20 protein-coding genes, 1 tRNA gene and 1 pseudogene are annotated in these 24997 nt (G+C 62.4%); 12 read left to right on the top strand and 10 right to left on the bottom strand.

The window, feature by feature from the left end; all coding sequences use genetic code 11:
* Positions 1 to 104: 104 nt before the first annotated feature.
* Both ACMQ11_RS11030 and ACMQ11_RS11025 read left to right on the top strand, forming a co-directional pair.
* Positions 105 to 2261, top strand: coding sequence for an elongation factor G (locus ACMQ11_RS11030; RefSeq protein WP_418992825.1), 2157 nt, complete (start codon positions 105 to 107; stop codon positions 2259 to 2261).
* A gap of 136 nt (positions 2262 to 2397) precedes the next feature.
* Complete coding sequence (locus tag ACMQ11_RS11025) at positions 2398 to 2616, top strand: hypothetical protein (RefSeq protein WP_418992824.1); 219 nt, start codon at positions 2398 to 2400, stop codon at positions 2614 to 2616.
* A 54-nt stretch (positions 2617 to 2670) separates the two neighbouring features.
* Here the strand turns inward: ACMQ11_RS11025 and ACMQ11_RS11020 are convergent, their stop codons facing one another.
* The 3 genes and pseudogenes from ACMQ11_RS11020 to rpmH all read right to left on the bottom strand — a co-directional run bounded on the left by ACMQ11_RS11020 (position 2671) and on the right by rpmH (position 3932).
* Positions 2671 to 3201 (bottom strand): N-acetyltransferase family protein, encoded by a 531-nt coding sequence (locus ACMQ11_RS11020; protein WP_418993034.1) that lies wholly within the window; start codon positions 3199 to 3201, stop codon positions 2671 to 2673.
* A 75-nt stretch (positions 3202 to 3276) separates the two neighbouring features.
* Positions 3277 to 3705 (bottom strand): annotated as a pseudogene (locus ACMQ11_RS11015) (GNAT family N-acetyltransferase); the annotation flags it as partial.
* Positions 3706 to 3770: 65 nt separating this feature from the next.
* Positions 3771 to 3932: a 50S ribosomal protein L34 gene (gene rpmH, locus ACMQ11_RS11010; protein ID WP_295915963.1), complete on the bottom strand. Its 162-nt coding sequence runs from the start codon at positions 3930 to 3932 to the stop codon at positions 3771 to 3773.
* Between the two features lie 180 nt (positions 3933 to 4112).
* Between rpmH and murA the strand changes: the two genes are divergently transcribed.
* Positions 4113 to 5423 carry a UDP-N-acetylglucosamine 1-carboxyvinyltransferase gene (gene murA / locus ACMQ11_RS11005; protein ID WP_418992823.1) on the top strand — a complete coding sequence of 437 codons (1311 nt, stop codon included), beginning with the start codon at positions 4113 to 4115 and terminating at the stop codon, positions 5421 to 5423.
* Positions 5424 to 5648: 225 nt separating this feature from the next.
* The gene (locus tag ACMQ11_RS11000) at positions 5649 to 6221 is read left to right on the top strand and encodes a thymidine kinase (protein ID WP_418992822.1); all 573 of its coding nucleotides are present in this window, start codon (positions 5649 to 5651) and stop codon (positions 6219 to 6221) included.
* A gap of 154 nt (positions 6222 to 6375) precedes the next feature.
* Here the strand turns inward: ACMQ11_RS11000 and ACMQ11_RS10995 are convergent, their stop codons facing one another.
* A complete protein-coding gene (locus tag ACMQ11_RS10995; protein ID WP_418992821.1) occupies positions 6376 to 7071 on the bottom strand; it encodes a tetratricopeptide repeat protein in 696 nt (231 codons plus the stop codon).
* The gene (locus ACMQ11_RS10990) at positions 7052 to 8521 is read right to left on the bottom strand and encodes a carbon starvation protein A (RefSeq protein ID WP_418992820.1); all 1470 of its coding nucleotides are present in this window, start codon (positions 8519 to 8521) and stop codon (positions 7052 to 7054) included. The genes ACMQ11_RS10995 and ACMQ11_RS10990 overlap by 20 nt, the downstream gene beginning before the upstream one ends.
* A gap of 121 nt (positions 8522 to 8642) precedes the next feature.
* Here ACMQ11_RS10990 and ACMQ11_RS10985 point away from each other — a divergent pair.
* A tRNA-Thr gene (locus tag ACMQ11_RS10985) sits at positions 8643 to 8715 on the top strand.
* A 278-nt stretch (positions 8716 to 8993) separates the two neighbouring features.
* On the opposite strand, the gene ACMQ11_RS10980 is transcribed toward ACMQ11_RS10985, so the two are convergent.
* The 3 genes from ACMQ11_RS10980 to recG all read right to left on the bottom strand — a co-directional run bounded on the left by ACMQ11_RS10980 (position 8994) and on the right by recG (position 12977).
* A complete protein-coding gene (locus tag ACMQ11_RS10980) occupies positions 8994 to 9932 on the bottom strand; it encodes a hypothetical protein (RefSeq protein WP_418992819.1) in 939 nt (312 codons plus the stop codon).
* A gap of 90 nt (positions 9933 to 10022) precedes the next feature.
* Positions 10023 to 10823, bottom strand: coding sequence for a DUF3108 domain-containing protein (locus tag ACMQ11_RS10975; RefSeq protein ID WP_418992818.1), 801 nt, complete (start codon positions 10821 to 10823; stop codon positions 10023 to 10025).
* Between the two features lie 45 nt (positions 10824 to 10868).
* On the bottom strand, positions 10869 to 12977 hold the full coding sequence (gene recG, locus ACMQ11_RS10970) for an ATP-dependent DNA helicase RecG (RefSeq protein WP_418992817.1): 2109 nt from the start codon (positions 12975 to 12977) through the stop codon (positions 10869 to 10871).
* 54 nt (positions 12978 to 13031) lie between these two features.
* On the opposite strand from recG, the gene ispG reads away from it, so the two are divergent.
* Together ispG and ACMQ11_RS10960 are read left to right on the top strand one after the other, a co-directional pair.
* A complete protein-coding gene (ispG, locus tag ACMQ11_RS10965; protein WP_418992816.1) occupies positions 13032 to 14516 on the top strand; it encodes a (E)-4-hydroxy-3-methylbut-2-enyl-diphosphate synthase in 1485 nt (494 codons plus the stop codon).
* Positions 14513 to 15127: a WbqC family protein gene (locus ACMQ11_RS10960; protein ID WP_418992815.1), complete on the top strand. Its 615-nt coding sequence runs from the start codon at positions 14513 to 14515 to the stop codon at positions 15125 to 15127. Before ispG ends, ACMQ11_RS10960 begins: the two co-directional genes overlap by 4 nt.
* Here ACMQ11_RS10960 and ACMQ11_RS10955 read toward each other — a convergent pair.
* Both ACMQ11_RS10955 and ACMQ11_RS10950 read right to left on the bottom strand, forming a co-directional pair.
* Complete coding sequence (locus ACMQ11_RS10955; protein ID WP_418992814.1) at positions 15045 to 17075, bottom strand: glycoside hydrolase family 2 protein; 2031 nt, start codon at positions 17073 to 17075, stop codon at positions 15045 to 15047. The genes ACMQ11_RS10960 and ACMQ11_RS10955 overlap by 83 nt on opposite strands.
* A 289-nt stretch (positions 17076 to 17364) precedes the next feature.
* Positions 17365 to 20883, bottom strand: coding sequence for a hypothetical protein (locus tag ACMQ11_RS10950; RefSeq protein ID WP_418992813.1), 3519 nt, complete (start codon positions 20881 to 20883; stop codon positions 17365 to 17367).
* Positions 20884 to 21003: 120 nt separating this feature from the next.
* Here ACMQ11_RS10950 and ACMQ11_RS10945 point away from each other — a divergent pair, with 120 nt between their 5' ends.
* From ACMQ11_RS10945 to ACMQ11_RS10925, 5 genes are all read left to right on the top strand, one after another.
* Positions 21004 to 21255, top strand: a complete 252-nt coding sequence (locus tag ACMQ11_RS10945) for a helix-turn-helix domain-containing protein (protein WP_418992812.1) — start codon at positions 21004 to 21006, stop codon at positions 21253 to 21255.
* Between the two features lie 96 nt (positions 21256 to 21351).
* Positions 21352 to 21843, top strand: coding sequence for a CvpA family protein (locus ACMQ11_RS10940; RefSeq protein ID WP_418992811.1), 492 nt, complete (start codon positions 21352 to 21354; stop codon positions 21841 to 21843).
* 3 nt (positions 21844 to 21846) lie between these two features.
* A complete protein-coding gene (gene rsgA / locus ACMQ11_RS10935; protein WP_418992810.1) occupies positions 21847 to 22767 on the top strand; it encodes a ribosome small subunit-dependent GTPase A in 921 nt (306 codons plus the stop codon).
* 106 nt (positions 22768 to 22873) lie between these two features.
* Complete coding sequence (locus ACMQ11_RS10930) at positions 22874 to 23491, top strand: TrmH family RNA methyltransferase (RefSeq protein ID WP_418993033.1); 618 nt, start codon at positions 22874 to 22876, stop codon at positions 23489 to 23491.
* A 23-nt stretch (positions 23492 to 23514) separates the two neighbouring features.
* On the top strand, positions 23515 to 24723 hold the full coding sequence (locus ACMQ11_RS10925; RefSeq protein ID WP_418993032.1) for an aspartate aminotransferase family protein: 1209 nt from the start codon (positions 23515 to 23517) through the stop codon (positions 24721 to 24723).
* Positions 24724 to 24997 lie beyond the last annotated feature (274 nt).

The following is a 24997-nucleotide window of genomic DNA, read 5'->3' as shown; positions in this document are numbered from 1 at the left end:
CGCAAAAAAATCACTCGGCGGCGGGTGATTTTTCTTGTTTATGCCAAAATATTCGTATATTTATAGTCGGCTAAAACACGAAAACCTTAAAACCACAACGGAATATGAAAAATTATTCAGCCAAAGAGATCAAGAACATCGTACTGATCGGCGCGCCCGGCACGGGAAAAACTACCCTTGCCGAAGCGATGGCCTACGAGGGGAAAGTCATCGACCGCAGGGGTAGTATCGAGACGGGCAACACCCTCTCCGACAACACGGACATCGAGCACGAATACAAACGCTCGATCTACTCCACGATCCTCTTCACCGAATTCATGGAGCGCAAGCTCAACATCATCGACTGCCCCGGATCGGACGATTTCTGCGGCAGCCTCTTCTCGGCTTTCAAGGTCGGCGACGTGGGCGTCTTCCTCTTCAGCGCCGTCAACGGCTGGGAGGTCGGCAGCGAGATCCAGGCCCGCTACGCCCGCATCCTCCAGAAGCCGGTGATCGGCGTCATCAACCAGCTCGACGCCGACAAGGCCAGCTTCGAGACGGCGTTCGAGTCGATCAAGGCCTCGTCGCGCGTGAAGCCGGTGCTGGTGCAGTATCCCGTCAACCAGGGCCCCGGATTCGACGCTTTCATCGACGTGCTGCTGATGAAGATGTACCGCTTCAAGGATCAGGACGGCCACCGCGAGGAGCTCGACATCCCGGCCGAAGAGCTGGAGCGCGCCCAGGAGCTGAACAAGGAACTGGTCGAAATGGCCGCCGAGCACGACGAAGCCCTCATGGAGCTCTATTTCGACAAGGGCACGCTCACGCAGGACGACATCCGGCAGGGACTGAAAATCGGTGTTTCGCGCCGCGAGGTCATGCCGATTTTCTGCACCTCGGCCAAGCGCGACATCGGCACCAAGCGCCTGATGGAGTTCATCATCAACGTCGCCCCCGGACCGCAGAAAGCTCCGGCGTTCCTCTCGACCGAGGGCGAGGAGATCGCAGCCGACGAGGCGGCGCCCGCCGTGGCGTTCGTCTTCAAGAGCCAGGTCGAGCAGCACATCGGCGAGATCACCTATTTCCGCGTCATCCGCGGCCGGATCACCGAGGGCACCGAGCTCGTGAACACCCGCACGGGCAACAAGGAGAAACTCTCGCAGCTCTTCGCCGTGGCAGGCAAGAACCGCGTGAAAGTTACGGAACTATCCGCGGGCGACATCGGCTGCACCGTGAAACTGAAAGGCACGCGCACCAACGACACGCTCGCGGCTCCGGCGGCTCCCGTGACGATCGAACCGATCGTATTCCCCGAACCGCGCTACCGCGCAGCACTCAAATGCAAGGACCAGGCCGACGAGGAGAAGCTCGGAAAGGTACTCAACGAAGCCAAGTTCGAGGACCCGACCATCCTGGTCGAGTACTCCAAGGAGCTGAAGCAGACCATCATCCAGGGCCAGGGCGAGCACCATCTGAACATCCTCAAAACGCGTATCCTCTCCGAGAACAAACTCGCGTACGAATACATCGCCCCCAAGATCCCCTACCGCGAGACCATTACCCGCGTCGCGCAGGCCGACTACCGCCACAAGAAGCAGTCGGGCGGCGCCGGGCAGTTCGGCGAGGTGCACATGATCGTCGAACCCTACACCGAGGGCATGCCCGAGCCGAAGAACTACAAGGTGCCGGGCAAGGGCGATCTGGTCGTCAATGTCAAGAACAAGGAGGAGTACGACATGCCGTGGGGCGGCAAACTCCAATTCTACTCGGCGATCGTGGGCGGCGCCATCGACGCGCGCTTCATGCCCGCCATCCTCAAGGGTATCATGGAGAAGATGGACGAGGGCCCGCTGACCGGATCGTACGCCCGCGACATCCGCGTGGTGGTCTACGACGGCAAGATGCACCCGGTGGATTCGAACGAAATTTCGTTCAAACTGGCCGCCCGCAACGCATTCAAGGAGGCGTTCCGCAACGCCGGGCCCAAGATCATGGAGCCGATCTACAACATCGAGGTGCTGGTGCCGAGCGACTACATGGGCGCCGTCATGTCGGACCTCCAAAACCGCCGCGCCATGATCGCCGGCATGGAGTCGGACAAGGGCTTCGACCGCCTGAACGCCACCGTGCCCCTGGCCGAGCTGTACCGTTACTCGACCACGCTCTCGTCGCTGACCTCCGGATCGGCCACCTACACCATGAAATTCGCCTCTTACGAGCAGGTGCCCGCAGACGTGCAGGAGAAGCTCCTGAAAGCCTACACCGACACCGACGACGAATAATCCGTTTCGGCCGGAGCCATTCCGGGGCGCACCTGCATGGCGGGTGCGCCTCTTTTTTGCGGTGGAAACGAGCGGGAACAAGAGGTGCCCTGGGGTGGTATGACCTTTGCACGGAGAGACCGTAAACAAGACAGACATGGTAGAACCGGACAAACAGCCGCACGCGGACGAGCCCTCGCAGGACCCCGCAACGAACTCGATAGGCACCGTGACCCAGCTCACGCCCGACGATGTGCTCATCGCCCGGGGCCCCATCGCACCCACCGGGAAGAACGACCCCGTCTCGGACGAGAAAGTCGTGGAGGACGTGGTGACGATCAACCCCACGGCCGAAAGCATGGAGAGCCGGGGATAATCCCGCCGGCAGCGATACGACAAGGGCGGCCCTCCAGGGCCGCCCTTGTCAGGTCTACCCGATCTCCAGCCCGAGGATATAGTCGTTCATGTAAAAGCCCTCCCCGATCGGAAAATCCCCCTCGCGGAGTTTGCGCATTCCCATCTTCTCATAGAAACGGAGCGCCGGGTTGCGGCGGTTGACGTTCAGCTCCATGCGGCAAGGGGCGGGATGGAGCTGCCGGATATGGCAGACGGCGTGACGGAACAGAAAAGCGCCCGCGCCCGACCCCTGGAAACGGGGCAGGACGTAAATTTTATGCAGGTGGAACAGGTCGTCTCCCTGCCGTTCGACCGACATGTAGCCGCACGGCTCGCCGCCGGCGGAGGCGACGAACCACGCCACGCCCTGCTCCAGTTCGCGCCGCAAGACCTCGGGGCCGTACATCCACGCCATCATGTAGTCGAGCTGTCCGGGCGCGAGCAGCGAACGATAGGTCGCGGGAAAGACCTCGGCGGCGAGGGTGCGGAGGAGCGGAATGTCCTCCTCGCGGGCCCGCCGCAGCGAAAGATCGGACCGCGACCACTCTTCGCGCGACAGGCGCATGACCGATACGTCGCGTTTCCAGCCCTCGGGCCGCTCCGGCTCGGCGGCTTCGTGGCGCATGTAACGGAACCCGCATTTCTGCTGTACCCGCAGCGAGGAGGGGTTGTCGGTAAAGGCGCAGCACCAGACGGCCTCGAGGCCGAGCGTCACAAAAGCATGACGCAGCAGCGCCCGGAGCGCTTCCGGTACCAGCCCCTGCCCCCAAAAAGGCACGCCGATCCAGTAGCCCGCCTCGGCTTCGCTGTCGGGAAGCGCGAGGTGGCTCGCCGCACCGCGCAAGAGGCCGATGCTGCCCACGATGCGCCCCGTCTCGAGCAGCTCGAGGGCATACATCTCCTCGGCCGCGAAGACCGTGCGGATGATCTCCAGGCTCTCCTCCACCGAGCGGTGAGGCGGCCAGTCGGCAGCTCCGCCCACGCGCGGATCGCGGGCATATTCGAACAGTTCGGAGGCATCCGACTCCCGCCACGGTCTGAGCCGCAGGCGTTCGGTGATAAGTTTCATCTCAATGCAGGGATACGAAAAAAGCCGGCCCGAAAGCCGACTTGTCTCTGGTTGGTCGAGAGGAATTAAGCGTATTTGAACGTCGATTCGTCCGACACGGTCAGCTTCTTGCGGCCCTTTGCGCGACGTGCGGCCAGCACCTTGCGACCGTTCGCCGTAGCCATACGGGTACGGAAACCGTGCTTGTTGATTCTTTTCCGGCGCGAGGGCTGGTAAGTTCTCTTCATTGCCATAGCTATCTCGTTTTTGTTGTTTTAGACATTTTTACGGATTGCAAAAGTACAACAAAAATACGATCTGCAAAAATTTTTGTCGAAAATATTTCAAAAAGCCGGGGAAAAAGGGCGAAACTTTTTAACTTTGTCCAGCATGCCGAACCGTTCGGCACGCCCGAAAACCCGCATCGCATGGCAGTATTCAAAGTCGAAGGGGGCCGACGCCTCCACGGAACGATCACGCCCCAGGGCGCCAAGAACGAAGCGCTCGAAATCCTTTCGGCCACGCTGCTCACGTCCGAGCGGGTCGTCGTGCGCAACATTCCCCAGATACTCGACGTCTTCCAGCTCATCGAACTGCTGCGACGCATGGGCGTGGAGGTCGAACGCCTGACGGAGGACTCGTATGCGTTCCGCGCCCGGGAGATCGATTTCGACTACCTCCGCAGCGACGATTACCGCCAGCGCTGCACGCGCCTCAGAGGCTCGGTGATGCTCATCGGCCCCATGCTCGCGCGCTTCGGCGTGGGCTACATCCCTAAGCCCGGCGGCGACAAGATCGGCCGCCGCAGGCTCGACACCCACTTTCTGGGCTTTCAGAAGCTGGGGGCCCGGTTCAATTTCGACATGGCCGACGAGTTCTTCATGGTCGAGGGACGCCCGCTCAAAGGCACCTATATGTTATTGGACGAAGCCTCGGTGACGGGTACGGCCAACATCGTCATGGCCGCCGTGCTGGCGCGCGGCACCACGACCATCTACAACGCCGCGTGCGAACCCTACCTGCAACAGCTGTGCAGGATGCTCAACCGCATGGGCGCGAAGATCAGCGGCATCGCCTCGAACCTCCTGACCATCGAGGGCGTGGAGTCGCTCGGCGGCACGGAGCACACGCTGCTGCCCGACATGATCGAGGTGGGCAGCTTCATCGGCATGGCCGCCATGACCCGTTCGGAGCTGACGATCCGCAACGTCTCCTACGAGAACCTGGGCATCATCCCCGCGCAGTTCGCGCGCATGGGCATCCGGTTCGAGCAGCGCGGCGACGACATCTATATCCCCCAACAGGAGCATTACAGCATCGAGACGTTCCTCGACGGTTCGATCATGACCATCGCCGACGCCCCCTGGCCGGGGCTGACGCCCGACCTGCTGTCGATCTTTCTGGTGGTGGCCACGCAGGCCAACGGCGCGGTGCTGATCCACCAGAAAATGTTCGAAAGCCGCCTGTTCTTCGTCGATAAGTTGATCGACATGGGGGCTCAAATCATTCTCTGCGACCCTCACCGCGCCACGGTCATCGGCCACGACCACCGCATCTGCCTGAGGGCCACGCGCATGACCTCTCCCGACATCCGCGCCGGCGTGGCCCTGCTGATCGCCGCCATGTCGGCCCAGGGGGTCTCGACCATCCAGAACATCGACCAGATCGACCGCGGCTACAAGGACATCGACGGGCGTCTGAACGCCCTCGGCGCACGGATCACCCGGATCGACGAGTAGCCGCAAAAAGGCGAAAGAGTGTTATCCGGTGAGAAATGCTCCATTCTCGATCCCCGAGCTCAGTCGAGGGGTCGCAGGGGCAAGGTAAAAAGATAATAAATAACTGTCATCCCGAGCGAGCGTCAGCGACGAGGATCTTCCGCTGATTATGTTTTGGCTTGCGACCCCGCGACTGAGCTCGGGGATCGGGAGAAAACAGGAAACGAATAAAACGGAGATACGGAAATGTTTTTGGAAAATGCCAGCAAGAAAGGCTGGATCGAAGTAGTTTGCGGCTCGATGTTTTCGGGCAAGACCGAAGAGCTGATACGCCGCCTGAAGCGGGCCCAGTTCGCCCACCAGCGGGTCGAGATATTCAAACCCCGCATCGACGTGCGTTACTCCGACGAGGAGGTCGTCTCGCACGATGCCAACGCCATCCGTTCCACGCCGGTCGATTCGCCGCAGAACATCCTGCTGATGAGCTCCGACGTGGACGTGGTGGGGATCGACGAGGCGCAGTTCTTCGACGAGAGCATCGTCGAGGTGTGCCGCCGGCTGGCCGACAACGGCGTCCGCGTGATCGTCGCGGGGCTGGATATGGATTATACGGGCAAACCGTTCGGGCCCATGCCCGCGCTGATGGCCACGGCCGAATACGTCACCAAGGTCCACGCCATCTGCGTCCGCTGCGGCAACCTGGCCCACCACTCCCACCGCCTCACTGAGGATGACAAGCAGGTGATGCTCGGCGCCCAGGACTCCTACGAACCCATCTGCCGCCACTGCTTCCGGGAGTTGGTACGCAAAAACGGATAACGGCCCATGAAACCCGGGCACGGAATCGCCACTTTCCTCCTGCGACCCCGCCTCACCCGTATTCCCGGCCGCCGACGCTCCGCAATGCCACAGCAGATACCCGAAATGCCGGTATCTCGCAGCCGCCTGTTCCGGGCGCGGGTTACGCGCCGAGTCAACGTGCCGCAGCACGCAGTGCGTCGATGAATCCCGGCCAGAGGACCCACAGATTCTCGGTCTGCAACCACAGCTCGCGCGCCTGCGCCGCGGCCGAGGGGCGCTCGCTCTCGATGTCGCGCAGGTAGGCCTCGTCGGCCGGGTGCTCGTTGGCCGTGAATTCGGCGAAGAACGGGGCGAAATGCTCCCGAAAATGCTTCAGTTCTCCCTCGGGCAGCCGGCGGTTGCGGCGGTAACCGGCCCACAGAAGCAGCACACCGCGGCCCGCACTCCGATCCGGCACGTCGTTGATCACCTCGTCGAACAACTCCTGCTCGTCCATGGCCAGGTAGTCGAACGCCAGCAGCTGACTCGCTTCGAGGTGGTCCTCGGGGTCGAGTTCGAGCAGCATCTCCAAGAGGGCGGCCGACAGTTCGAAATCGTTGATCAGAAAGTGGTCGATGGCCGAGGCGTGGATCAGTTCGAGCGCTGCGCGCGAATTGGCGTGGGACCACTCGAGGGTGACCTCGTCGTCGTCGGGAATCACCTCGGCAAGCCGCTGAAAGGCTTGGTAGCGGGTGTTGCAGGCGCCTTCGATGTCCCCCGCGGCCTGCATTTCGCGCACTCGGGCAAGCACTTTGGTGAAATTCCAGGGTCCCTCGCCCACCAGTTCGAACGTCTGTTCGGGCGTGGGGTTAAGCGTGGCCTTTTGCATCGCGCCGCAATTTGAAGATCATCAAAAGGAGAATAACAAGTGTCACGGCTCCGCCCAGCCAGTAGGCGGCCGTCCGGTTCTGCATGCCGAACATGAGCGGCGAGACGAAGACATAGCTTGAGCAGACGTAGGTCATGATGAGCGCCGGAACGAGCCCCACCCACACTCCGCGGCCGCGCCGGCGGAGGTAGGCGACGATCATCCAGAGCGTGATGGCCGCCAGGGTCTGGTTCATCCACGCGAAATAGCTCCACATGGCCTGGAACGGCAGGGCGAAGATAATCACGAGTCCCAGCGCGAAGAGCGGAACAGAGATGTAGATGCGCCGTCGCAGCGAGCGCTGCCCGACGCCCAGGAAATCGGCGACGATCAGCCGCGCCGAGCGGAACGCCGTGTCGCCCGAGGTGACGGCGCAGGCCACTACGCCGAAGATGACCACCGAAGCCAGCACCGGACCGAGCGTCTCATTGGCGATCGCGTCGATCATCACGGCCGCCTGGCCGCCGTATGCGGCGATGGCGCCGTTGAGCCCCCCGACGTTGCCCCAGAACGCCATGGCGATGGCGGCCCAGATGAGGGCGATGATCGATTCGGCGATCATGGCGCCGTAGAAGACCGTGCGGCTTGCGCCCTCGCTCTCGATGCAGCGGGCCATCAGGGGCGACTGCGTGGCGTGGAAGCCCGAGATGGCGCCGCAGGCGATGGTCGTGAAGAGCATCGGTACGATGGGGAAAGCCCGGGCGTCGGCGATGCAGTTGCGGAAAGAGGTGAATTCGGGGATGGTATAACGGCCGCTGAAAAGCAGCACCGCGAGAATAGCCAGCGCCATGAAGACCAGCGCGAAGCCGAACAGGGGGTAGATCCGGCCGATGATTTTGTCCACGGGGAGCAGCGTGGCGGCGATGTAGTAGATGAGAATCGCGCCCAGCACCGCAAGCAGCAGCCACGAGAAATTCCCGAACGCAATGCCCTCCAGCGCCGGAACGTCGAGCCGGGCGGCCACGAGCGCCGCGGGCTGCGAGAGAAAGACGGCCCCTACCAGGATCATCAGCCCGGCGGCGAAGAGGCGCATCACGAGCTTCATGCCCCCGCCCAGGTAGCGGCCCACGCTCTCGGGCAGGCTGGCCCCGTCCTGACGCAGCGAAATGACCCCGGCGACGAAATCGTGGGCCGCGCCGAGGAAGATGCCGCCCAGGGTGATCCACAGAAAGGCCACCGGACCGTAGGCGGCGCCCAGCACGGCGCCGAAGATCGGACCGAGACCCGCTATATTGAGCAACTGGATCAGAAAGATGCGCCAGCGCGGCAGGGGCACGTAATCCACCCCGTCGTAGAGGCGCTTCGAGGGGGTCGGAGCCGCGGGATCGACGGCCACGAGCCGTTCGAGATAACGCCCGTAGGTGAAATGAGCAGTGACCAGCAACGCCAGGCACACCAGAAAAGTAATCATAGCCGGGTCAGTTTTGCGCGAAGATAACAAGAAATGCGAGATTTTTTTCAAAATTGTTGCGTGAAATAAATTTTTTTCGGATATTTGCACTCCGAACAGAAGACCCTCGTGTCTTCCGAAAGCCGAAATAGCTCAGTTGGTAGAGCGTTTCACTCGTAATGAAGAGGTCCCGGGTTCAAGTCCCGGTTTCGGCTCGAAGCCGCCCCAACACGTTGGGGCGGCTTTATTTTGCCGCGTGCAAGGGAAATTGATACGTTGAATTCTCTCGCTGGCTATCTAATGCTGCCTGATTGGAAAACGGACATCAAGGCGTATTCCGCCACAGCCGCTCCGATCAAAAAACAAAAAAACGGGAAAGTTTCCTTTCCCGTCCCAAAATGCGGCGTCACCCACTTTTTGGCTGGATATTCAACTGGAGAAAAAAGGTTCGTTCAATTCCGTTTCATAAAAGCACCCTTTTGCATCGGCTGACTTATTTCATCACCACCTGCGACGAGCCGATCAGACGGCCCTCGCAGTAGAGTTCGACCAGGTAGGTGCCGGCCGTGAATCCCGAAGAATTGTAGTAGATGCCCACGTCGAGGTCCTGGTTCTGGTAGTCGACCTCGCGCATGGCCGAGTAGCTCAGGCGCTCGCCCTCGAATTCGAACGTGGGCATGGCCTCGGTGGTCAGCACATAGCCGTCGGGCGAGGTGATGCGCACGTAGACGGCCTTGTTGCCGGGCGTGGCCAGCTCGTTGGCCGTGAGGGTAAAATCGACCCTGAGGCGCGAAGCGTTCTTCACCCGCGAGACGGGTTTGCTGCGGTCGTTGAGCGCCGTCATGCGAATATCGCGGGCGCGGATCACGGCCCCGACCTTGACCTTGTTGTCCAGCTCGGCGGCCTTCTCCTCGGCCATCTCGGCCCGCAGCTGGGCCGACGAAATCTCCTTGCGGAACGTCACGTTCTCGCTGATAAGCCGCTTGTTGAGCGTATTGAGCGAGTCGATCTGCCGGATATAGCCGCGCATGATGGTGCGCAGCGTGCCGACCTCCTTTTCGTACTGCTTGATCTTCGCCAGGCTCCACGAACGCTCTTTTCTGAGGCGCGTCATCAGCGAGTCGGCCCGTTCGCGCTCGAACGAGAGGTTGGCCGAAATGGTGTCGTTGGTGCTTTGGAGGTTGTCGTAGTCGGTCATCAGCCGCCCCAGGTCGTTCTGGATCGAGTCGCGGTCGGCCTGCAACAGTTCGTTGTCGAGCATCTGCTGGCGGTGGATGCTGAAATAGAGCACCGACAGCGCCACCAGTATCACCGAGAGGATGATGATGACGATGCGGTAGCCGCGGATCGATTTTCCGGGGTCGGGCTGCGGGGCGGTATAGTCGAAATCCTCCTCCTCGGAGGGGTCGTAACTTGTTCTGTTCTCTTCCATGGTCGGTTCTGTTTTGGGACAAAGATAGTCGAATCTGCCGTATCGCACAAATATACGAAAAAATCCGATCGAAGCAAGGGATTCCCAGCGCTACTTGATAAGACTGGTCAAGGGGTATTTCAGCCCCTTGTAGCCGGAGATGTAGGCGTTGATGCTGCCCACCTTGACGGGCGATTCGATGTAGAGCGGGATTTTATTCTCGTCGTCCGAGATCCAGATCGTGAAGACCGTGCCGTCGGTGAACGAAAAACCCTCGGAGGTGCCCAGCTGGCACTCGAATTTCAACGCCCTGAAGCGGCCCATGTTGCGTATTTTCTTGGTTTCGCGCCCCAGGAAGCGGTATTGCAGGTGGCGGATGGTGTCTTGCAGGAGCATTTGGAGCGTGGCCGGTTCGTTCTCGCGGAAACTCTCGGCTGCGGCCGTGCGCAGATTGAAGAAGAGGGCGATGGCGTCCATGCTCTCGGCCGTCAGGGGCATCGACTTTTCGGAAAAGGGCCGCTTGCGGCTGCGCCAGCGGGTGCGGACCGTCGAGTCGGCCCAGTTGTAGGTGTAATAGCTCTCGAACGTATAGTCGCCCTCGTGAATGTCGCTTTGGAAGCGCACGGGCCGGAGGGTCTGCGTGTCGACCCAGATGGTGTAGATGTCCTCGAGGTTGAAAAACCAGCGGTAGGTGGGCAGCGTGCGGCCGATCCCCACGACCTTGTAGAACGCCTCGCCGTCGGGCGAGGGCTCGGCGGTCGTGCGGACCACGACGCTCCCCACCTCGGTGTTGGGGAACATCTTGGCCCGGTAGCTCACGCGGTAGTCGAGCACCTCGCCGGGGTGGTAGAGCTGTGCCGGGAGGGGTGCGGCGGCCGCGAGAAGCAGTATGATGAGCAAAAAACGTTTCATCTGTGTAGGCATGTTTATGGGTTAACGTGTTTTGAGGGCCGAATATTACGAAATGCGCGAAAAATCAAGCTCTTCGCGGCCCGTGTAGCGTCTGCGGAGCGCTTCGAGCCCCCGGTTGTCGGGGCTTCCGAGACCCGGGTCCGCGGCGAGAATCGCGGCGGCGGCTTCGCGCGCGAGGGTCAATATCTGAATATCCTGCGTCGGATTGGCGATTTTCAGATCAAATGCCATGCCGCTCTGGAGGGTGCCGTTCACATCGCCCGAGCCCCGCAGCTTGAGGTCCAGCTCCGCGAGGCGGAAGCCGTCGTTGGTCTGGCACATCGCCTCCAGCCGCGCCCGCGACTCTTTGGAGAGCTTCTCGCCCGACATGAGGATGCAGTACGACTGCTCGCCGCCGCGCCCGACGCGGCCACGCAGCTGGTGGAGCTGCGACAGGCCGAACCGCTCGGCCGACTCGATCACCATCACCGTGGCGTTGGGCACGTCGACCCCCACCTCGATCACCGACGTGGCCACCAGGATGTGCGCCTCGCCCGACTTGAACTGGCGCATCGACTCCTCCTTGTCGGCGGCCTTCATCTTGCCGTGGCAGATCGCCGTGACGTACTCCGGCAGCGGAAAGTCGCGCGATATGGCCTCGTAGCCGTCCGTGAGGTCCTTGTAGTCCATTGTCTCCGACTCCTTGATCAGCGGGTAAACGACATAGACCTGGCGGCCCTTTTTGATCTCCTGCTTCATGAAACCGAACAGGCGCAGCCGCGCCGCATCGGTGTAATGCACGGTCTTGACCGGCCGGCGGCCCGGGGGCAGCTCGTCGATCACCGATACGTCCAGATCGCCGTACAGGGTCATGGCCAGCGTCCGCGGAATGGGTGTGGCGGTCATCACCAGCACGTGCGGCGGCTGCGCGTTCTTGGTCCAGAGCCGTGCGCGCTGCTCGACGCCGAAGCGGTGCTGTTCGTCGATCACCACGAAGCCCAGGTTCGAGAACTGCACGCGCTCCTCGATCAGCGCATGGGTGCCCAGGAGGATATGCACCTCGCCCGAAGCGATCCCCTCGAGTGCCTCGCGCCGCTCGCGGGCCTTGGACGATCCGGTCAGCACGGCCACGCGGACCGGCAGGTCACGGAGCATGCGGGTGATGGTGGCGTAGTGCTGGCGGGCCAAAATCTCCGTGGGGGCCATCATGCAGGCCTGGAATCCGTTGTCCACGGCCAGCAGCATCGACATCAGCGCCACGAGGGTCTTGCCGCTGCCCACGTCGCCCTGCAAGAGGCGGTTCATCTGGTAACCCGTCACGGTGTCGCGCCGGATTTCGCGGATGACGCGCTTCTGGGCCCCCGTGAGCGGGAACGGGAGCTGCTCGTTGTAGAACGTGTTGAAGACGCCCCCGACTTTCGGAAAGAGGAAGCCGTTGCTCTTCGAGAGGCGCTCGGTGCGGCGCGCCTGGACGTTGAGCTGCACGCCCAACAGTTCGTCGAATTTCAGCCGGTACTGCGCCTGCCGCAGCAGCTCGGGTGACTGGGGGAAATGCATGTTGTAGATCGCCTCGCGCAAGGGGATCAGCCCGTAGCGGGTGCGCAGTTCCGCGGGCAGCGGATCGGCGATGCGGTCGCGCGCCAGCGTCCAGGCGTTGCAGACGATGTGGTACATCCCTTTGGCGCCCAGGACGTTCGAGAGTTTTTCGGTCGAGGGGTAGATGCCCTGCATGCCGCTTTCGGCCTTGCGCGAAAGGGCCTGTTCGACGGTCTCCAGCTCGGGGTGGGCCATCCGCAGCTCGCCGCGAAAGAACGACGGACGCCCGAAAACGAGGTATTCGCGCCCCGTCTCCACCCGCTTTTCGATCCACTTGATCCCCTGGAACCAGACCAGTTCTGCCTGCCCCGAGGGGTCCTGGACATAGGCCGTGAAGCGGCGTTTGCGCCCGGTGCCGGCATAGCTTACGCCCGTGACGCGGGCGCGGAACTGCACGAGCGTGGGTCCGCCCTCGGCGATCTCGGCGATGCGGTAGACGCGCGTGCGGTCGATGTAGCGGAATGGGTAGTGGCTCATCAGGTCGCCCACCGTGCGGATGCCCAGCTCCCTCTCGAGGAGCCGGGCGCGCGCCTCGCCCACGCCGGCGACGAATTTTATGTCCGTCATCAAGCCGTCCATCGTCGCAAAGATACGATATTTTTACCTACCTTTGCGTGCAAATCGGCAACGTCCATGAATCTTTCGAAATTTTCGCGCCGCCCGACGTGCGCCGTGCGCATCGGGCGGGTGGTGATCGGCGGCGGCCGCCCCGTGGCCGTGCAGTCGATGACCAATACCGACACTAACGACACCGAAGCGTCGGTGGCCCAGATCGAGCGGATCGACCGCGCCGGGGGGCGCATCGTCCGCCTGACGGCGCAGGGACGCCGCGAGGCGGAGAACCTCGGGCGGATCGTCGACCGGCTGCGCGCCGATGGCTTCGACACGGCCGTGGTGGCCGACATCCATTTTCTCCCGGAGGTGGCCGCCGTGGCGGCGCAATACGTGGACAAGGTGCGCATCAATCCCGGCAACTACCGCTCCGACCGCGGGGAGTTCGAGGCGCTCGTCGCGCAGTGCCGCGAGCGGGGCGTCGCGCTGCGCATCGGCGTCAACCATGGCTCGCTCGCCCGGCGGGTCGTCGACCGGTGGGGCGATACGCCCGAGGGCATGGTCGTCTCGGCGATGGAGTTTCTCAGGGCATGCCGCAGGCTGGAGTTCGATCAGGTGGTCGTCTCGATGAAATCGTCGAACACGCGGGTGATGGTGGCCGCCTACCGCTTGCTGGTCGAGGCGATGGAGAGGGAGGAGATGCACTATCCCATCCATCTGGGCGTCACCGAGGCCGGAAACGGACTGGAGGGGCGCATCAAGAGCGCCGTAGGTATCGGGGCGCTCCTCGCGGACGGCATCGGCGACACGATCCGCGTCTCGCTCACCGAAGCCCCCGAAAATGAAATCCCCGTGGCGCAGCTGCTCGTGGATCATTTCGCCGACCGCCCGGGCGAATTCGAGGTCCGGCACCCCGAACGCTACTCCCCGACCGTCTACCGGCGCCGCAGCCGCGTGACGGTTCCCGTCGTCCACACCGAACCGCTGGACGGCTTCCGCGTGCTGGAGGCCCTTTCGGGCAACCCGACGGCCGAACTGCGGGCCGCGATTCTCAACCTGGAAACCGCCGACGAACCGGTGGTCGTCAAGCGCCATTACGAGGAGCCGACGCTCGAAACGGTGGCCGTCAAGGCCGCCGCCGACTTGGGGCCGCTGCTGCTCGACGGCCTGGCCGACGGCATCTGGATCGACGCGCCGGGCTATTCGGAGGCGGAAATCCGCGACGTGGAGCTGATGATTCTCCAGGCCGCCCGCCTGCGCTTCTCCCGCACCGAATACATCGCCTGCCCCTCCTGCGGTCGCACCCTTTACGACATCGAAGGCACGCTGGCGGCCATCCGCGCGCGGACGTCGCACCTGAAGAACCTCCGCATCGGCGTGATGGGCTGCATCGTCAACGGCCCGGGCGAGATGGCCGACGCCGACTACGGCTACGTGGGCGCCGCCCCGGGCCGCATCACCCTCTACAAGGGCCGCACGGTCGTCGCGCGCAACATCCCGCAGGAGGAGGCGCTGGACCGTCTGGTCGAACTGATCCGGGCCAACGGCCATTGGGTGGAGCCATGACGATCCTCCCTGCCGCCTACCTCCCCTCGGTCGAATATTTCGCCCACCTCATGCGCGGCGGCTGCATCGTCGACCTGGGCGAGCATTTCGTGAAGCGCTCCGAGCGCAACCGGGCGCGCATCCTCGCCCCGGACGGCGTAATGGAGCTGACGGTCCATGTCCGGCACGCCAACCGTCCCCGAACTCCCGTGCGGCAGGTGCGGCTCGACTACTCCAAACGCTGGCAGCACCAGCACTGGGGCGCGCTGGTCGCCTCCTACAAATCCTCGCCCTATTTCGATTTCTATGCCGATGCCCTGGAGCCGTTCTACCGCCGGGAGTTCGAGCTGTTGGCCGACTACGACCTCGCGCTGCTCGAAACCCTCTGCACGCTGGCGCGCGTGCCCATGCCCGCGGTGAGCAGCACCTATGTCGAGGCCGGGCCCGGCGACCGCGACCTGCGGCCCAAGACCGCCGGATACGCAAAGGACCCGGCGTTCGTCGCCGAGCCCTATGTGCAGGTCTTTTCGGACCGCCTGCCTTTCGAAGCTAATCTGTCGTTTGCGGACCTGTTGTTCGCCGAGGGACCGGCAGCCGTTTCGGTCTTAGGACATTGCCTGCCCGGAGCGTAACGCTGTCGGCGAGCGCTCCGGCCCGGGCGCGGACCGTGACGGACCCCGTGACGGAGATGCTGTCCGAGCGGTACTGGCAGGGTGCGTACTCCGTGAGTGCCACCGTGTCGGCGCCCACCGTGAGCAGAGGCGTTCCGACCGACGAGTAGACCGCGAAAGCCTGCCGGGGCGCGTCGCGCAGTTGGCGGTGTTTGTCGGCAATGTGGAGCGTGGGCTGCTCCCGGTTCCACAACGCCCGGTAGAGGTAGTAGGCGTCCTTGCGTTCGCGGCGGTCGAGCGTCGCCAGCCCCATGCCGTTGATCCCGTAGGGGCGGCGCGCCGAGCCGTAGTCGAACAGGTTTTCGATCCAGACACCCCAGAAGAGCGAATCCCGCTGCAAATTCTTCGTGTACTCCTCGTGGAACCGCGTCTGCCGCTCCTCGGGCATCCAGTTCGAGCGGGGTGTGGCCTGTGCCGTGTAGCTCTTGTGTCCGATGAAACCGTCGCCGCCGTAGGAGACGCCCGAGCGCAGGTGTGACCAGTTTTTTTGCAGCTGGTCGCGCCAGAGCGCCACGTCGTCGGTCGAACCGCGGTTCCAGCCCACGTCCTGCCGCCAGACGATCAGGTCAGTGATGAAGTTGATACCGCCGTTCTGGTCGCTGCACGCCACCGTGGGACGCGAGGGGTCGAGGGCGTGCGCCGTCTCGTTCAGGCGCCGCAGGTAGGGCTGCACGTCGTCGCCGCGCGTCCAGAGCCGCGAGAAGAGCCCCCACATGACCACCGACGGGTGGTTCAGGTTTTGGATGACGATTTCGCGTAGCTGCTCCAGTCCGTTCTGCTCGAACGCGGGCGTGGGGTAGTAGGCCACGTCGCTCAGAAACGGCGAACGGTGCAGCGGCGCATCGATCCACACCAGCAGGCCCTCTTCGTCGCAGCGGTCGTAGAGGTAGCCATCGTGCGGCATGACGGCCGAACGCAGGGCTGTAGCGCCCAGGTCGCGGATCGTCCGCAGGTCCGCGTCGTAATCCTCGGCCGTGAGCGTACCGCCCGACAGGGCGTTGTCGTGGTAGAGCACGACGCCCCTCAGTTGCGTCGTGTCGCCGTTCAGTAGCAGTCCGCCCGCCCGGGCCACGCCGATCGAGCGGAATCCCGTGCGCACGGTAACGCTCTCCGTGGAACTCTCTTCGCCCAGGGTGGCCGTGACGGTGTAGAGTGCGGGCGAGGAGGGGCTCCAGAGCGCCGGATTCTCGACCGTGAAAGGCACCATGACGGGTTTCCCGTCGATCTTGGCCCGCTGGCGCCGGCTGAAGACCGTGCGGCCGTCGGGCGCGGCGATCTCGACCGTGAGCGTGCAGTTGCCCTCGCCGCGGGCGGTGAGGTGCACCTCGATCTCGCCCTCGGCCTTTTCCGCATCGACCCGTTCGGGTCGCACCAACACGCCGTCCGAGGCGTAGTAAAGCGGCGAAATGGCGGTCTGTTCGGTCAGGATCAGCTCCGCCTCGCGGTAGAGGCCGCCGTAGGGGTTGGCGTCGGTCGAAGCGGGCAGCACGTCGTTGCGGCTGTTGTTGCTGACCACCACGAGCAGGGAGTTGTCGGCGCCGAAGCGGATGCGGTCCGTGATTTCGAATGCGAAAGACGTCCCGCCGCCGCGGTGCGTCCCGGCGTGGCTGCCGTTGACGAAGAGGTCGGCGACGCTTTGCGCCCCGTGGAAGCGCACGAAGATGCGCTTCGAGGCCCACTCCGAGGGGATGTAGATGTTGTTGCGGTAGTTTCCGGTGGTTTCGAGAAAGTAGCCCGCAGCCAGCGGATCGGTGTTCCAGCTGTGGGGCAGGGTGACGTGGCGGGCGTTGTCCGAGCTGTTCTCCGACTTGAAGAAGAAGCGCCACCCCTCGTTCAGGGGGAAGACCTCGCGGGCTGGGAGCGGGAGCACGGCCGCGAGGAGCAGTATGGTTGCCAGGTATCGTTTCATGCGTGCAGCGTGTTTTGTGCAAAGATAGTGCAAGCCGGGAGCAAAAGCAAACGGAGATTTGATTTTGCCGGGGCGCCGCCTATCTGAGGCGCAGCCGAAGTAGCGCAAGTCGGACGCAAGTACCAAACCCTGCATACAAAAAATAAACAGGCCGGCTCCAGAGAGCCGGCCTGCCGTCATACGGTGCGCGCCGAGGTGAGCAGCCAAACCAACGCTTGTCGTTCACCGTATGTCGCTGCCCTGTGCCGCCGGCTCCTCGGAGCCGAAAGGCGCGGGCGGGGTGGATCGCTTATTTGGCCTCGGGTACGAGTTTGATGACGATATTGCCTTTCTGATCGTCCATGTACTTGCTCTTGATCGTAACCGGGATGGTCAGTTTGAACTCGGCGCCTGCCGTTTCGGGATAATTGACCGTAATCGCGTATCGGGCTTTCGTTGCGGTCGTGGTGGAAGATACCGGCTGGCCGTTTGCGAGGCTTATTACGGGATCGCCCACGATGACCTCTGCTCCGTAGACCTCGCTTGCGGGTTTGCCGTTCTGAGCGGCGATTGCTGCGAAGATTTCGGAACCGTCACCGTTCTCGATGATGAGTTCCTTGCCGTCGTTGTCGGATACGCTCAGGTACTTCTTCTCGAGGTTGATGATCGCCTGCTTGTCGCCGGGAACGTATTTCACGGTCTGCTTGTCGTCGAACTTGATGTTCTTGAAGATAGCGTAGGGCCGGTTCACCGTGATCTGCTGGCTCCGGGCCGTCAGGATACCGTGGTACTCGACGGTAGCCGTTACCTCGACCGATTCCTTCTTGCCCTCGTAGGTCAGTGTGCCGTCGCTGGCGACGGTAGCGTCGCCGTAGTCGAGCTCGATACCGTTGGCCTGAAATTCGGGTGCGGCAATCTCCTTGTCACTCACCTTGACGATGAAATAGGTCGGGAAATTGGCTTTCGACAGACCGAATACGTTGTCGGTGAATACGGCGTCGAAATTCGTCTTTCCTTCGGGTGCGGAAGCCGGGTCGAGTGCGATTTCGATCTTGGGCAGCTTCTGCGTTACCGTGTTGTTGAACTCGACCGAGAATGCCATGCCGTTCAACTCCTTGGACAGAGTGGTCTTGTAAGTGACCTTGTACCCCTCGCCGATCTTCGCTACATCGTTGCTGCCGACCTGTGCCTGTGCGGTTACATAGGGTGCGTCCGTAGCAGGGGTAGCCGTTGCGGCGATGATGAGTTTGGTGCTGGCATCCGTCAGCTCCACATACGCGGGCTCCGTGGCCGGGGACGCTGTAGGAGCCGGTCGGTCGGTCGTCGGCGTGCCGTAGTCGGCTGCGGCCACAGCGTCGGAGAGCATCGCTGCAAAGTGCTTCTGGGCATCCTTGCCCGCTGCATCTTCACCGAAATACTTGTCGATCATCGCCTTGTTGGCCGTGTAAAGCTGGTCGACGCCGTACGCCTCTTCTGCAATATCGCCCGTGCCCTTGTCGATCACCAGATCCCGGGGTGCGAGATCCATCTTCAGAGCGCGCTCCTCGGCCGACGGACCATCCAGTTCGACGCTGGCCAGGGTCAGGTTGTAGGTGATGTTGTCGAATTCGTATTTGGCTGCGACCTTGTAGCTCTTGCCCCATTCGATTTTATTCGCGGCGAACAGGATCCTGGCCTTGTTGGCGTCGTCGCCATCGCCTGCCGCTTCGATCGTGGCTGCATTCCCGATGGCATTCTCCTGGCCGATCTCCGTTACGGTGATCGTCGTCGAGTTCGGATTTGCGGAGAGCATGGCCTTGAACGAAACGTGTTCGGTGCTCAACTTGCCGTCGCTGCCCAGCGCGATCGGGCTGATTACCGCTACCTGGCTGTCGTATGCGTTCGCTGCGGACCGGTTGTAGTTCCATACCAGCGTCTGGTCGGCCATCGTGCGGTTGACGACGGTGCCGCCTACGGTAATCACGTTCGAGACTTTCAGTTCGCCTTCGCCGAACTTGAATACCCAATTGCCCGTCCAGGTGTAACCTTTGACTTCGGCCGTCTGCGATGCCTTCATCGCCACGATGTAGGAAGCCGGGTCGTCCCCCTCCGTAACGGCGAACGGACTCTTTTCCGCTTCGGTTACCTCCTCGGGAGTCTTGTCCTTGATCGTGTATGCAACCTCGAATCCGCTGTATGCTGCCACGGTGTAACCTTTTTCGGCCAATTCTTCGGCCGTGTAGAGTTTATTGCCGTTTTGCGTGTCGCAATAAACGGGTGCGTAGGCTGCCATCGGTTTCACACCGGCGGTATTGTCGAACTCGATGTGGAGCGGGTCGACGCTTTGGCCCTCCTTGACGATCTGCGACGATCCCTCGGTGGTGTTCTTCAGTGCATATACCAGCACCATGTCGGCTTTGGGCGTCAGGTTGGTGTAGGCCGTCGTGCGGCTGATCCCGTCGGCGTGTTCTTTCCCCTCCTCCTCGGTATTCGGAACCTCGATGCTCAGCGCGGCGCTGTACGAAACGGTCGGAGAGGCTGCGGTGAATCCCTCGGCGAAATCCGCTACGGTGGCCGTTACGGTAAAGCGGCCGGTTTCGTCGGCTTTCATGTCGATGATGTTCAGGGCGGGAGCAGCTGCACGGGTAGCGACTTGCTCGAGCTTGTACGAGAAATAGGATGCCTTGCCGTTGTGGAAGAAGCCCGCCAGTGTCTTGGCTGCGTCGGCCGGACGCACCTCGTAGGTCATCTTCACCTCGCTGTAAATGATCTCGTCCCCGATCATGGAGTAAGCCACCGTGGCTTTGCCGTCGTCGTAGTCGGGAACGTACTGGATGCTCTGGATGCGTTTGACGAGGTCTTCGACCTTGACCGAAAGTGCGTCTACGCGGGCCGTCAGTGCATCGAGTGCCTCCTTGTACTCTTTCTGGCGGGCGGCCAGATCGGAAACCTTGATCACTTTCTCGCCGTCTTTGTTGCCCACGGCATTGTTCACCAGATCGACCAGGGCGTTCACATACGTTTCGTTGTATTTCTGGTTGTCTTTGGTGATGGCGTCGATTGCGGCCTGCTGGGCATCTTCGTCGGTGTAGACGGTCTTCACATATCCGAGCTCCGTCACATACTGATCGAACGTCTTACCCTGCCATGCGATATTGGCGCTGAGGTCGTCGATCTTGCCGTCGAGATCCGAGATGGATGAGGAGAGCGTCTTATCGGCGCTCTTGAAAGCCTCCTCAATCGCCTTGATGGTCTCGCTCCCGGCCAGGTCGCCCTCCTGGAGGTAGCCGTCCAGAGCGCCCTCCCGGAGGTAAGCGTCGAGGTCCGATTTCAGGGCATACGAATTGGTCAGCGTAGTGTTCAGCGCGGCGATTTTGTCCTGAAGCTCGGAGCGGAGCTTGGTAATGTCTCCGGCCGTGGCCAGGCCGGCCTTGTCGGCGCTGTATTTCTTGGCCTCCTCTTCGACCTTGCCCAAGTCCGTGGTGAGCGTAGCGATCTGTTGGCCGATCTGGGTGAATTTTCCGTTGACTTCGGTGAATTTCGCCGTCAGCTCGTTGAATTTGGCGGGCAGGCCGTCGACGGTGGTCTTGAGGTTCGAAAGCGTCGCCGAGGCCGTGCCGAGGTCTTTCTGCACTTTCGCGACATCCGAGGTGAGCTGCGAGATGTCGGGGATGGATGCCTTTACCTTTTCGATCTGCTCCTCGATACCGGGGAGCTTGACCTTTTCGATGTCGTCGATCTTTTTGTTGATCGAATCGATGTCGTCGTCGTAATCCTTACAACCGACGCCGAGAAGCATGGTTCCGGTGAGGAACAGGATCGGAATTTTCCGGAAGAAATTGTTTTTCATAGTAAAAGTGAATTGAATAGAGTTTTGTTTCGTGTTTAGTTATCAATTTGTTAACTGTTTCCGCCTCATTTCGGTTGGTATCATATATGATACGCATGGTGCAAATGTAAATATAAAAATTTGCATAACAAAATTTTTGCTGAAATTTTTGAAATGGGGATCGATTACCAGGAAGAGATAGTTTATATTTCGAACAAAATCAAGGAGTTGCGCAAAGAACGCAAGCTGACCGTGCAGGAGCTGGCCTACCGTTGCGACATGGAACGTTCCAATTTGAGCCGCATCGAGGCCGGACGGACCAACCTGACGGTCAAGACCATCTGCATTATCTGTAATGCATTGTGTGTCAGTCTGCGAGATGTTATTCGCTGAGCCGCGCCGCCGCTTCTTATTTAATATAGGTCATTCGGACGCCTTTGGGGCGTGTCGTTAAAATTCGTATCTTTACCGGCACAATCCGAAACGCCCGTGAATTCGATCGACCTCCTTACATCAATCGTACTGCTGCTGGCCGTGTGGAACGGCTGGCGGCAAGGTTTCATCGTGCAGGTCTTTTCGCTGGCCGGTATCGTCGCCGGCATCTGGCTCGCGGCGCGCTACGGCGCCGCCGTGGGCGAGTGGCTCGGGCTGGACGAGGCGGTCTCGGCAGCGGGCGGCTTCGTGGTCGTGCTGTTGCTGGTCATCCTGGCCGTAGCCGTGGCGGCACGGCTGGTGCGCAAACTCTTCCATTTCGCCGGCTTCGGCCTCCCCGATATCGTGCTGGGCATTGCGGTATCGGTTTTGAAATACCTGCTTGTACTGAGCGTCCTCTTCTCGGCTTTCGACTCGCTGAACGCCGATTATTCGCTGGTGGGACCCGGGACGATCGAACGCTCGCGTACCTACGGCCCCGTCCTGCGCCTCTCCGAGCACGTGCTGCCCTTTCTGGAGCGGGTCGGCGAACAGGTGAAAAACGAATAGACGATGGAAAACCCCTTTACTGGTGTGGTGGTCCGGGCGACGGGCAGTTGGTACGACGTGCTGCACGACGGCACGACCTTGCGCTGCCGCATCCGGGGGCGGCTGCGCCTCCGGGGTTCGCGTGCGACCAACCCCGTGGTGGTCGGCGACCGGGTGACGTGCGAGACCGATGCCAACGGCGACCATACGATCACCGACATCGCTCCGCGCCGCAACTATGTCATCCGCCGCGCCTCGAACCTCTCGCGCGAATCGCACATCATCGCCGCCAACCTCGATCAGGCATTGCTTCTGGTCACGCTCCGCCAGCCCGCGACGGCCGCGGAGTTCGTCGACCGCTTTCTGGTGACGTGCGAGGCCTACAAGGTCCCGGTCGTGATCCTCTTGTCGAAGAGCGACTTGCAGGTGCCCGAGGCGCTCCGGTCGTTCCGGGCGGTGTACGAGGGGATCGGCTACCGCGTCGAGGAGGTCTCGGCCGCTACGGGCCAAGGGGTCGAGACGGTGCGCGAGCTGCTGCGCGGCCGCACGACGCTCCTGTCGGGCAACTCGGGCGTGGGCAAGTCGACGCTGGTCCGGGCCATCGACCCGGGGCTCGACATCCGCACGGGCGAAATCTCCGAAAGCCACCGCAAGGGGCGCCACACGACCACCTTTTCGACCATGTACCCGCTCGCTCAGGGCGGCGCGGTGATCGACACGCCCGGCATCAAGGGCTTCGGCCTGCTCGAAATCGATGCGGCCGAGCTGTGGCACTACTTTCCCGAGATGATGCGCACGGGCCGCGGCTGCCGCTTCTACAACTGCACCCACACCCACGAACCGGGCTGCGCCGTGGTGGAGGCGGTGCGCAGCGGCGAAATCGCCCTGTCGCGCTACGAAAGTTACCTGAAGATCCTCGACGAAGATGAAAAATACCGAAAATAGGGCGACCCGCACCCGTTCCGCCGACGGGCCGGAGCGGCCCGAAAACCCCGGTGTGTGCGCACACACCGACGATTTGGCCGCCCGCATCGACTGCCTGCGGGAGTACATGACCCCCGCGCGTTTCGCTCTCTTTCGCCGCACGGCGGCGATGCGCACGCGCTACATGACCGTGCTGGCCGAGAACATGTACCACGGGCAGAATGCCGCCGCGCTGATCCGCCACTGCGAGGCGTTCGGCGTGCAGCGGATGCACACCGTCGAGACCCTCTGTCCGTTCGAACCCAACCCCGACATCGCGCGGGGCACCGACCGCTGGGTCGATGTCGAGCGCCACGCCTCGACGGCCGAGGCCCTTGCGGCGCTCCGCTCCGCAGGTTACCGCATCGTCGCCACCACGCCCCACCGCGAGGACACGACCCCCGAGACGTTCGACGTGGCCGAGGGACCCTTTGCGCTGGTCTTCGGCACCGAGCACGCCGGCATCTCCGACGAGGCGATCGCGTCGGCCGACTCGTTCCTGCGCATCCCCATGTGCGGCATGGTCGAGAGCCTGAACGTCTCGGCCTCGGCGGCCATCCTGATCTACATGCTCTCGGAGCGCATGCGGCAGACGGTCCCCGGCTGGCGTCTGAGTGGCGACGAACAGGCCGCCGTGCTGCTGCGCTGGATGCGTACGAGCGTGCGGGATGCGGATGAAATCCTCGCCCGCCGGTTCGCCGATTGATAATTCACCATTCAAAATTCGCCATTTTGGAAACGCTCCGCAACCAATTTCTTGCCCATGTGGCCCAGACCTCGCCCTCGCCCCTGCTGGTCGAGGTCGCGCGGGCCGAGGGCTCGTTCTTCTACACGCCCGCGGGCAAACGCTATTTCGACCTGGTAGCCGGGGTTTCGGTGAGCAACGTCGGCCACGCCAACCCCGCCGTGGTGCGTGCCGTGCAGGAGCAGGCCGCGCGCTACATGCACGTGATGGTCTACGGCGAGCTGGTCGAGACCCCGCAGGTGCGCTATGCCGCGCGCCTGGCATCGCTGCTTCCCGACGGGCTCGAAAGCGTCTATTTCGTCAATTCGGGTGCCGAAGCTATCGAGGGGGCATTGAAACTCGCCAAACGCTTCACGGGCCGCACCCGGCTGATCTCCATGCGCCGTGCCTACCACGGCTCGACGCACGGGGCCATGAGCCTGATGGGCGCGCCCGAGGGCGAGGAGTGGAAAAACGCATTCCGGCCCCTGCTGCCCGACTGCGAAGCCATCGAGTTCAACGATTTCGCCGCGCTGGAGTGCATCGACCGCCATACCGCCTGCGTCGTCGCGGAGCCCGTGCAGGGCGAGGCTGGCGTCCGGCTACCGGCTACCGGCTACCTCGAGGCCCTGCGCCGCCGCTGCGACCAAACCGGAGCGCTGCTCGTGTTCGACGAAATCCAGACCGGCATGGGCCGCACGGGCGAGTTGTTCGCCATGCAGAAATTCGGTGTGACGCCCGACATCCTGTGTCTTGCCAAGGCGTTCGGGGGCGGCATGCCGCTGGGTGCGTTCGTCGCCCGGCACGAGATCATGGACACCCTCCAAACCGCTCCCGTGCTGGGGCATATCACCACGTTCGGCGGCCATCCGGTCTGCTGTGCCGCGGGGCTTGCTGCGCTCGACTACCTGGTCGAATACCGCGTGGTCGAAGAGGTCGAAGCCAAAGGGGCGCTCTACGAGCGGCTCCTGGGCGACCACCCCGCGGTGCGCGAAATCCGTCGCGCAGGGCTGCTGCTGGCCGTCGAACTGGGCTCTTCGGAGCGCCTGTACCGCATGATGGAACTCTTCCGCGAGGCGGGTATTCTGAGCGACTGGTTCCTCTACTGCGATACGGCGTTCCGCATCTCGCCGCCCCTCACGATTTCCGAAGAGGAGGTGCGCGAAAGCGCCGCCATCGTCCGCAGCTGCCTCGACCTTGTGATGAATTCATAGTTCACAATTATTTTCCGGAACGCCGCAAAACGGCTTGCCGCTCACGTCCCCGAGTCCGGTCGGGGGGTCGCAGGCGCTCCCTCCTCGATCCCCGAGCCCGGTTGTTGGGTCGCCAATCAAAAGTGAAAGGTTCCCGACCCCCGAGTCCGGTCGTTGGGTCGCCAATCAATCATTGTCATTCCGAGCGGATGCGAGGAATCTTCCGGGCGTAAGACGCCCGTTTTGTGGGCGACAGGCGGTTCGGGCCCTTTCAGGCCGGTTCGGCGCTCCCGGC

Source organism: Alistipes sp., assembly GCF_048465575.1.
Classification (GTDB): domain Bacteria; phylum Bacteroidota; class Bacteroidia; order Bacteroidales; family Rikenellaceae; genus Alistipes.
Note: the sequence above shows the minus strand (reverse complement) of the source record. Positions and strands in the feature narration are given on the sequence as shown.

Excerpts from the sequence above, each read along its gene's own strand:
- recG (WP_418992817.1), bottom strand. The coding sequence starts at position 12,977 with ATGGACGGCTTGATGACGGACATAAAATTCGTCGCCGGCGTGGGCGAG.
- ACMQ11_RS10960 (WP_418992815.1), top strand. The coding sequence starts at position 14,513 with ATGACGATCCTCCCTGCCGCCTACCTCCCCTCGGTCGAATATTTCGCC.
- rpmH (WP_295915963.1), bottom strand. The coding sequence starts at position 3,932 with ATGAAGAGAACTTACCAGCCCTCGCGCCGGAAAAGAATCAACAAGCAC.
- ACMQ11_RS11000 (WP_418992822.1), top strand. The coding sequence starts at position 5,649 with ATGTTTTTGGAAAATGCCAGCAAGAAAGGCTGGATCGAAGTAGTTTGC.
- murA (WP_418992823.1), top strand. The coding sequence starts at position 4,113 with ATGGCAGTATTCAAAGTCGAAGGGGGCCGACGCCTCCACGGAACGATC.
- ACMQ11_RS10955 (WP_418992814.1), bottom strand. The coding sequence starts at position 17,075 with ATGAAACGATACCTGGCAACCATACTGCTCCTCGCGGCCGTGCTCCCG.
- rsgA (WP_418992810.1), top strand. The coding sequence starts at position 21,847 with ATGGAAAACCCCTTTACTGGTGTGGTGGTCCGGGCGACGGGCAGTTGG.
- ACMQ11_RS10990 (WP_418992820.1), bottom strand. The coding sequence starts at position 8,521 with ATGATTACTTTTCTGGTGTGCCTGGCGTTGCTGGTCACTGCTCATTTC.
- ispG (WP_418992816.1), top strand. The coding sequence starts at position 13,032 with ATGAATCTTTCGAAATTTTCGCGCCGCCCGACGTGCGCCGTGCGCATC.
- ACMQ11_RS11030 (WP_418992825.1), top strand. The coding sequence starts at position 105 with ATGAAAAATTATTCAGCCAAAGAGATCAAGAACATCGTACTGATCGGC.
- ACMQ11_RS11020 (WP_418993034.1), bottom strand. The coding sequence starts at position 3,201 with ATGCGCCTGTCGCGCGAAGAGTGGTCGCGGTCCGATCTTTCGCTGCGG.
- ACMQ11_RS10950 (WP_418992813.1), bottom strand. The coding sequence starts at position 20,883 with ATGAAAAACAATTTCTTCCGGAAAATTCCGATCCTGTTCCTCACCGGA.
- ACMQ11_RS10975 (WP_418992818.1), bottom strand. The coding sequence starts at position 10,823 with ATGAAACGTTTTTTGCTCATCATACTGCTTCTCGCGGCCGCCGCACCC.
- ACMQ11_RS10930 (WP_418993033.1), top strand. The coding sequence starts at position 22,874 with ATGACCCCCGCGCGTTTCGCTCTCTTTCGCCGCACGGCGGCGATGCGC.
- ACMQ11_RS11025 (WP_418992824.1), top strand. The coding sequence starts at position 2,398 with ATGGTAGAACCGGACAAACAGCCGCACGCGGACGAGCCCTCGCAGGAC.
- ACMQ11_RS10995 (WP_418992821.1), bottom strand. The coding sequence starts at position 7,071 with ATGCAAAAGGCCACGCTTAACCCCACGCCCGAACAGACGTTCGAACTG.
- ACMQ11_RS10980 (WP_418992819.1), bottom strand. The coding sequence starts at position 9,932 with ATGGAAGAGAACAGAACAAGTTACGACCCCTCCGAGGAGGAGGATTTC.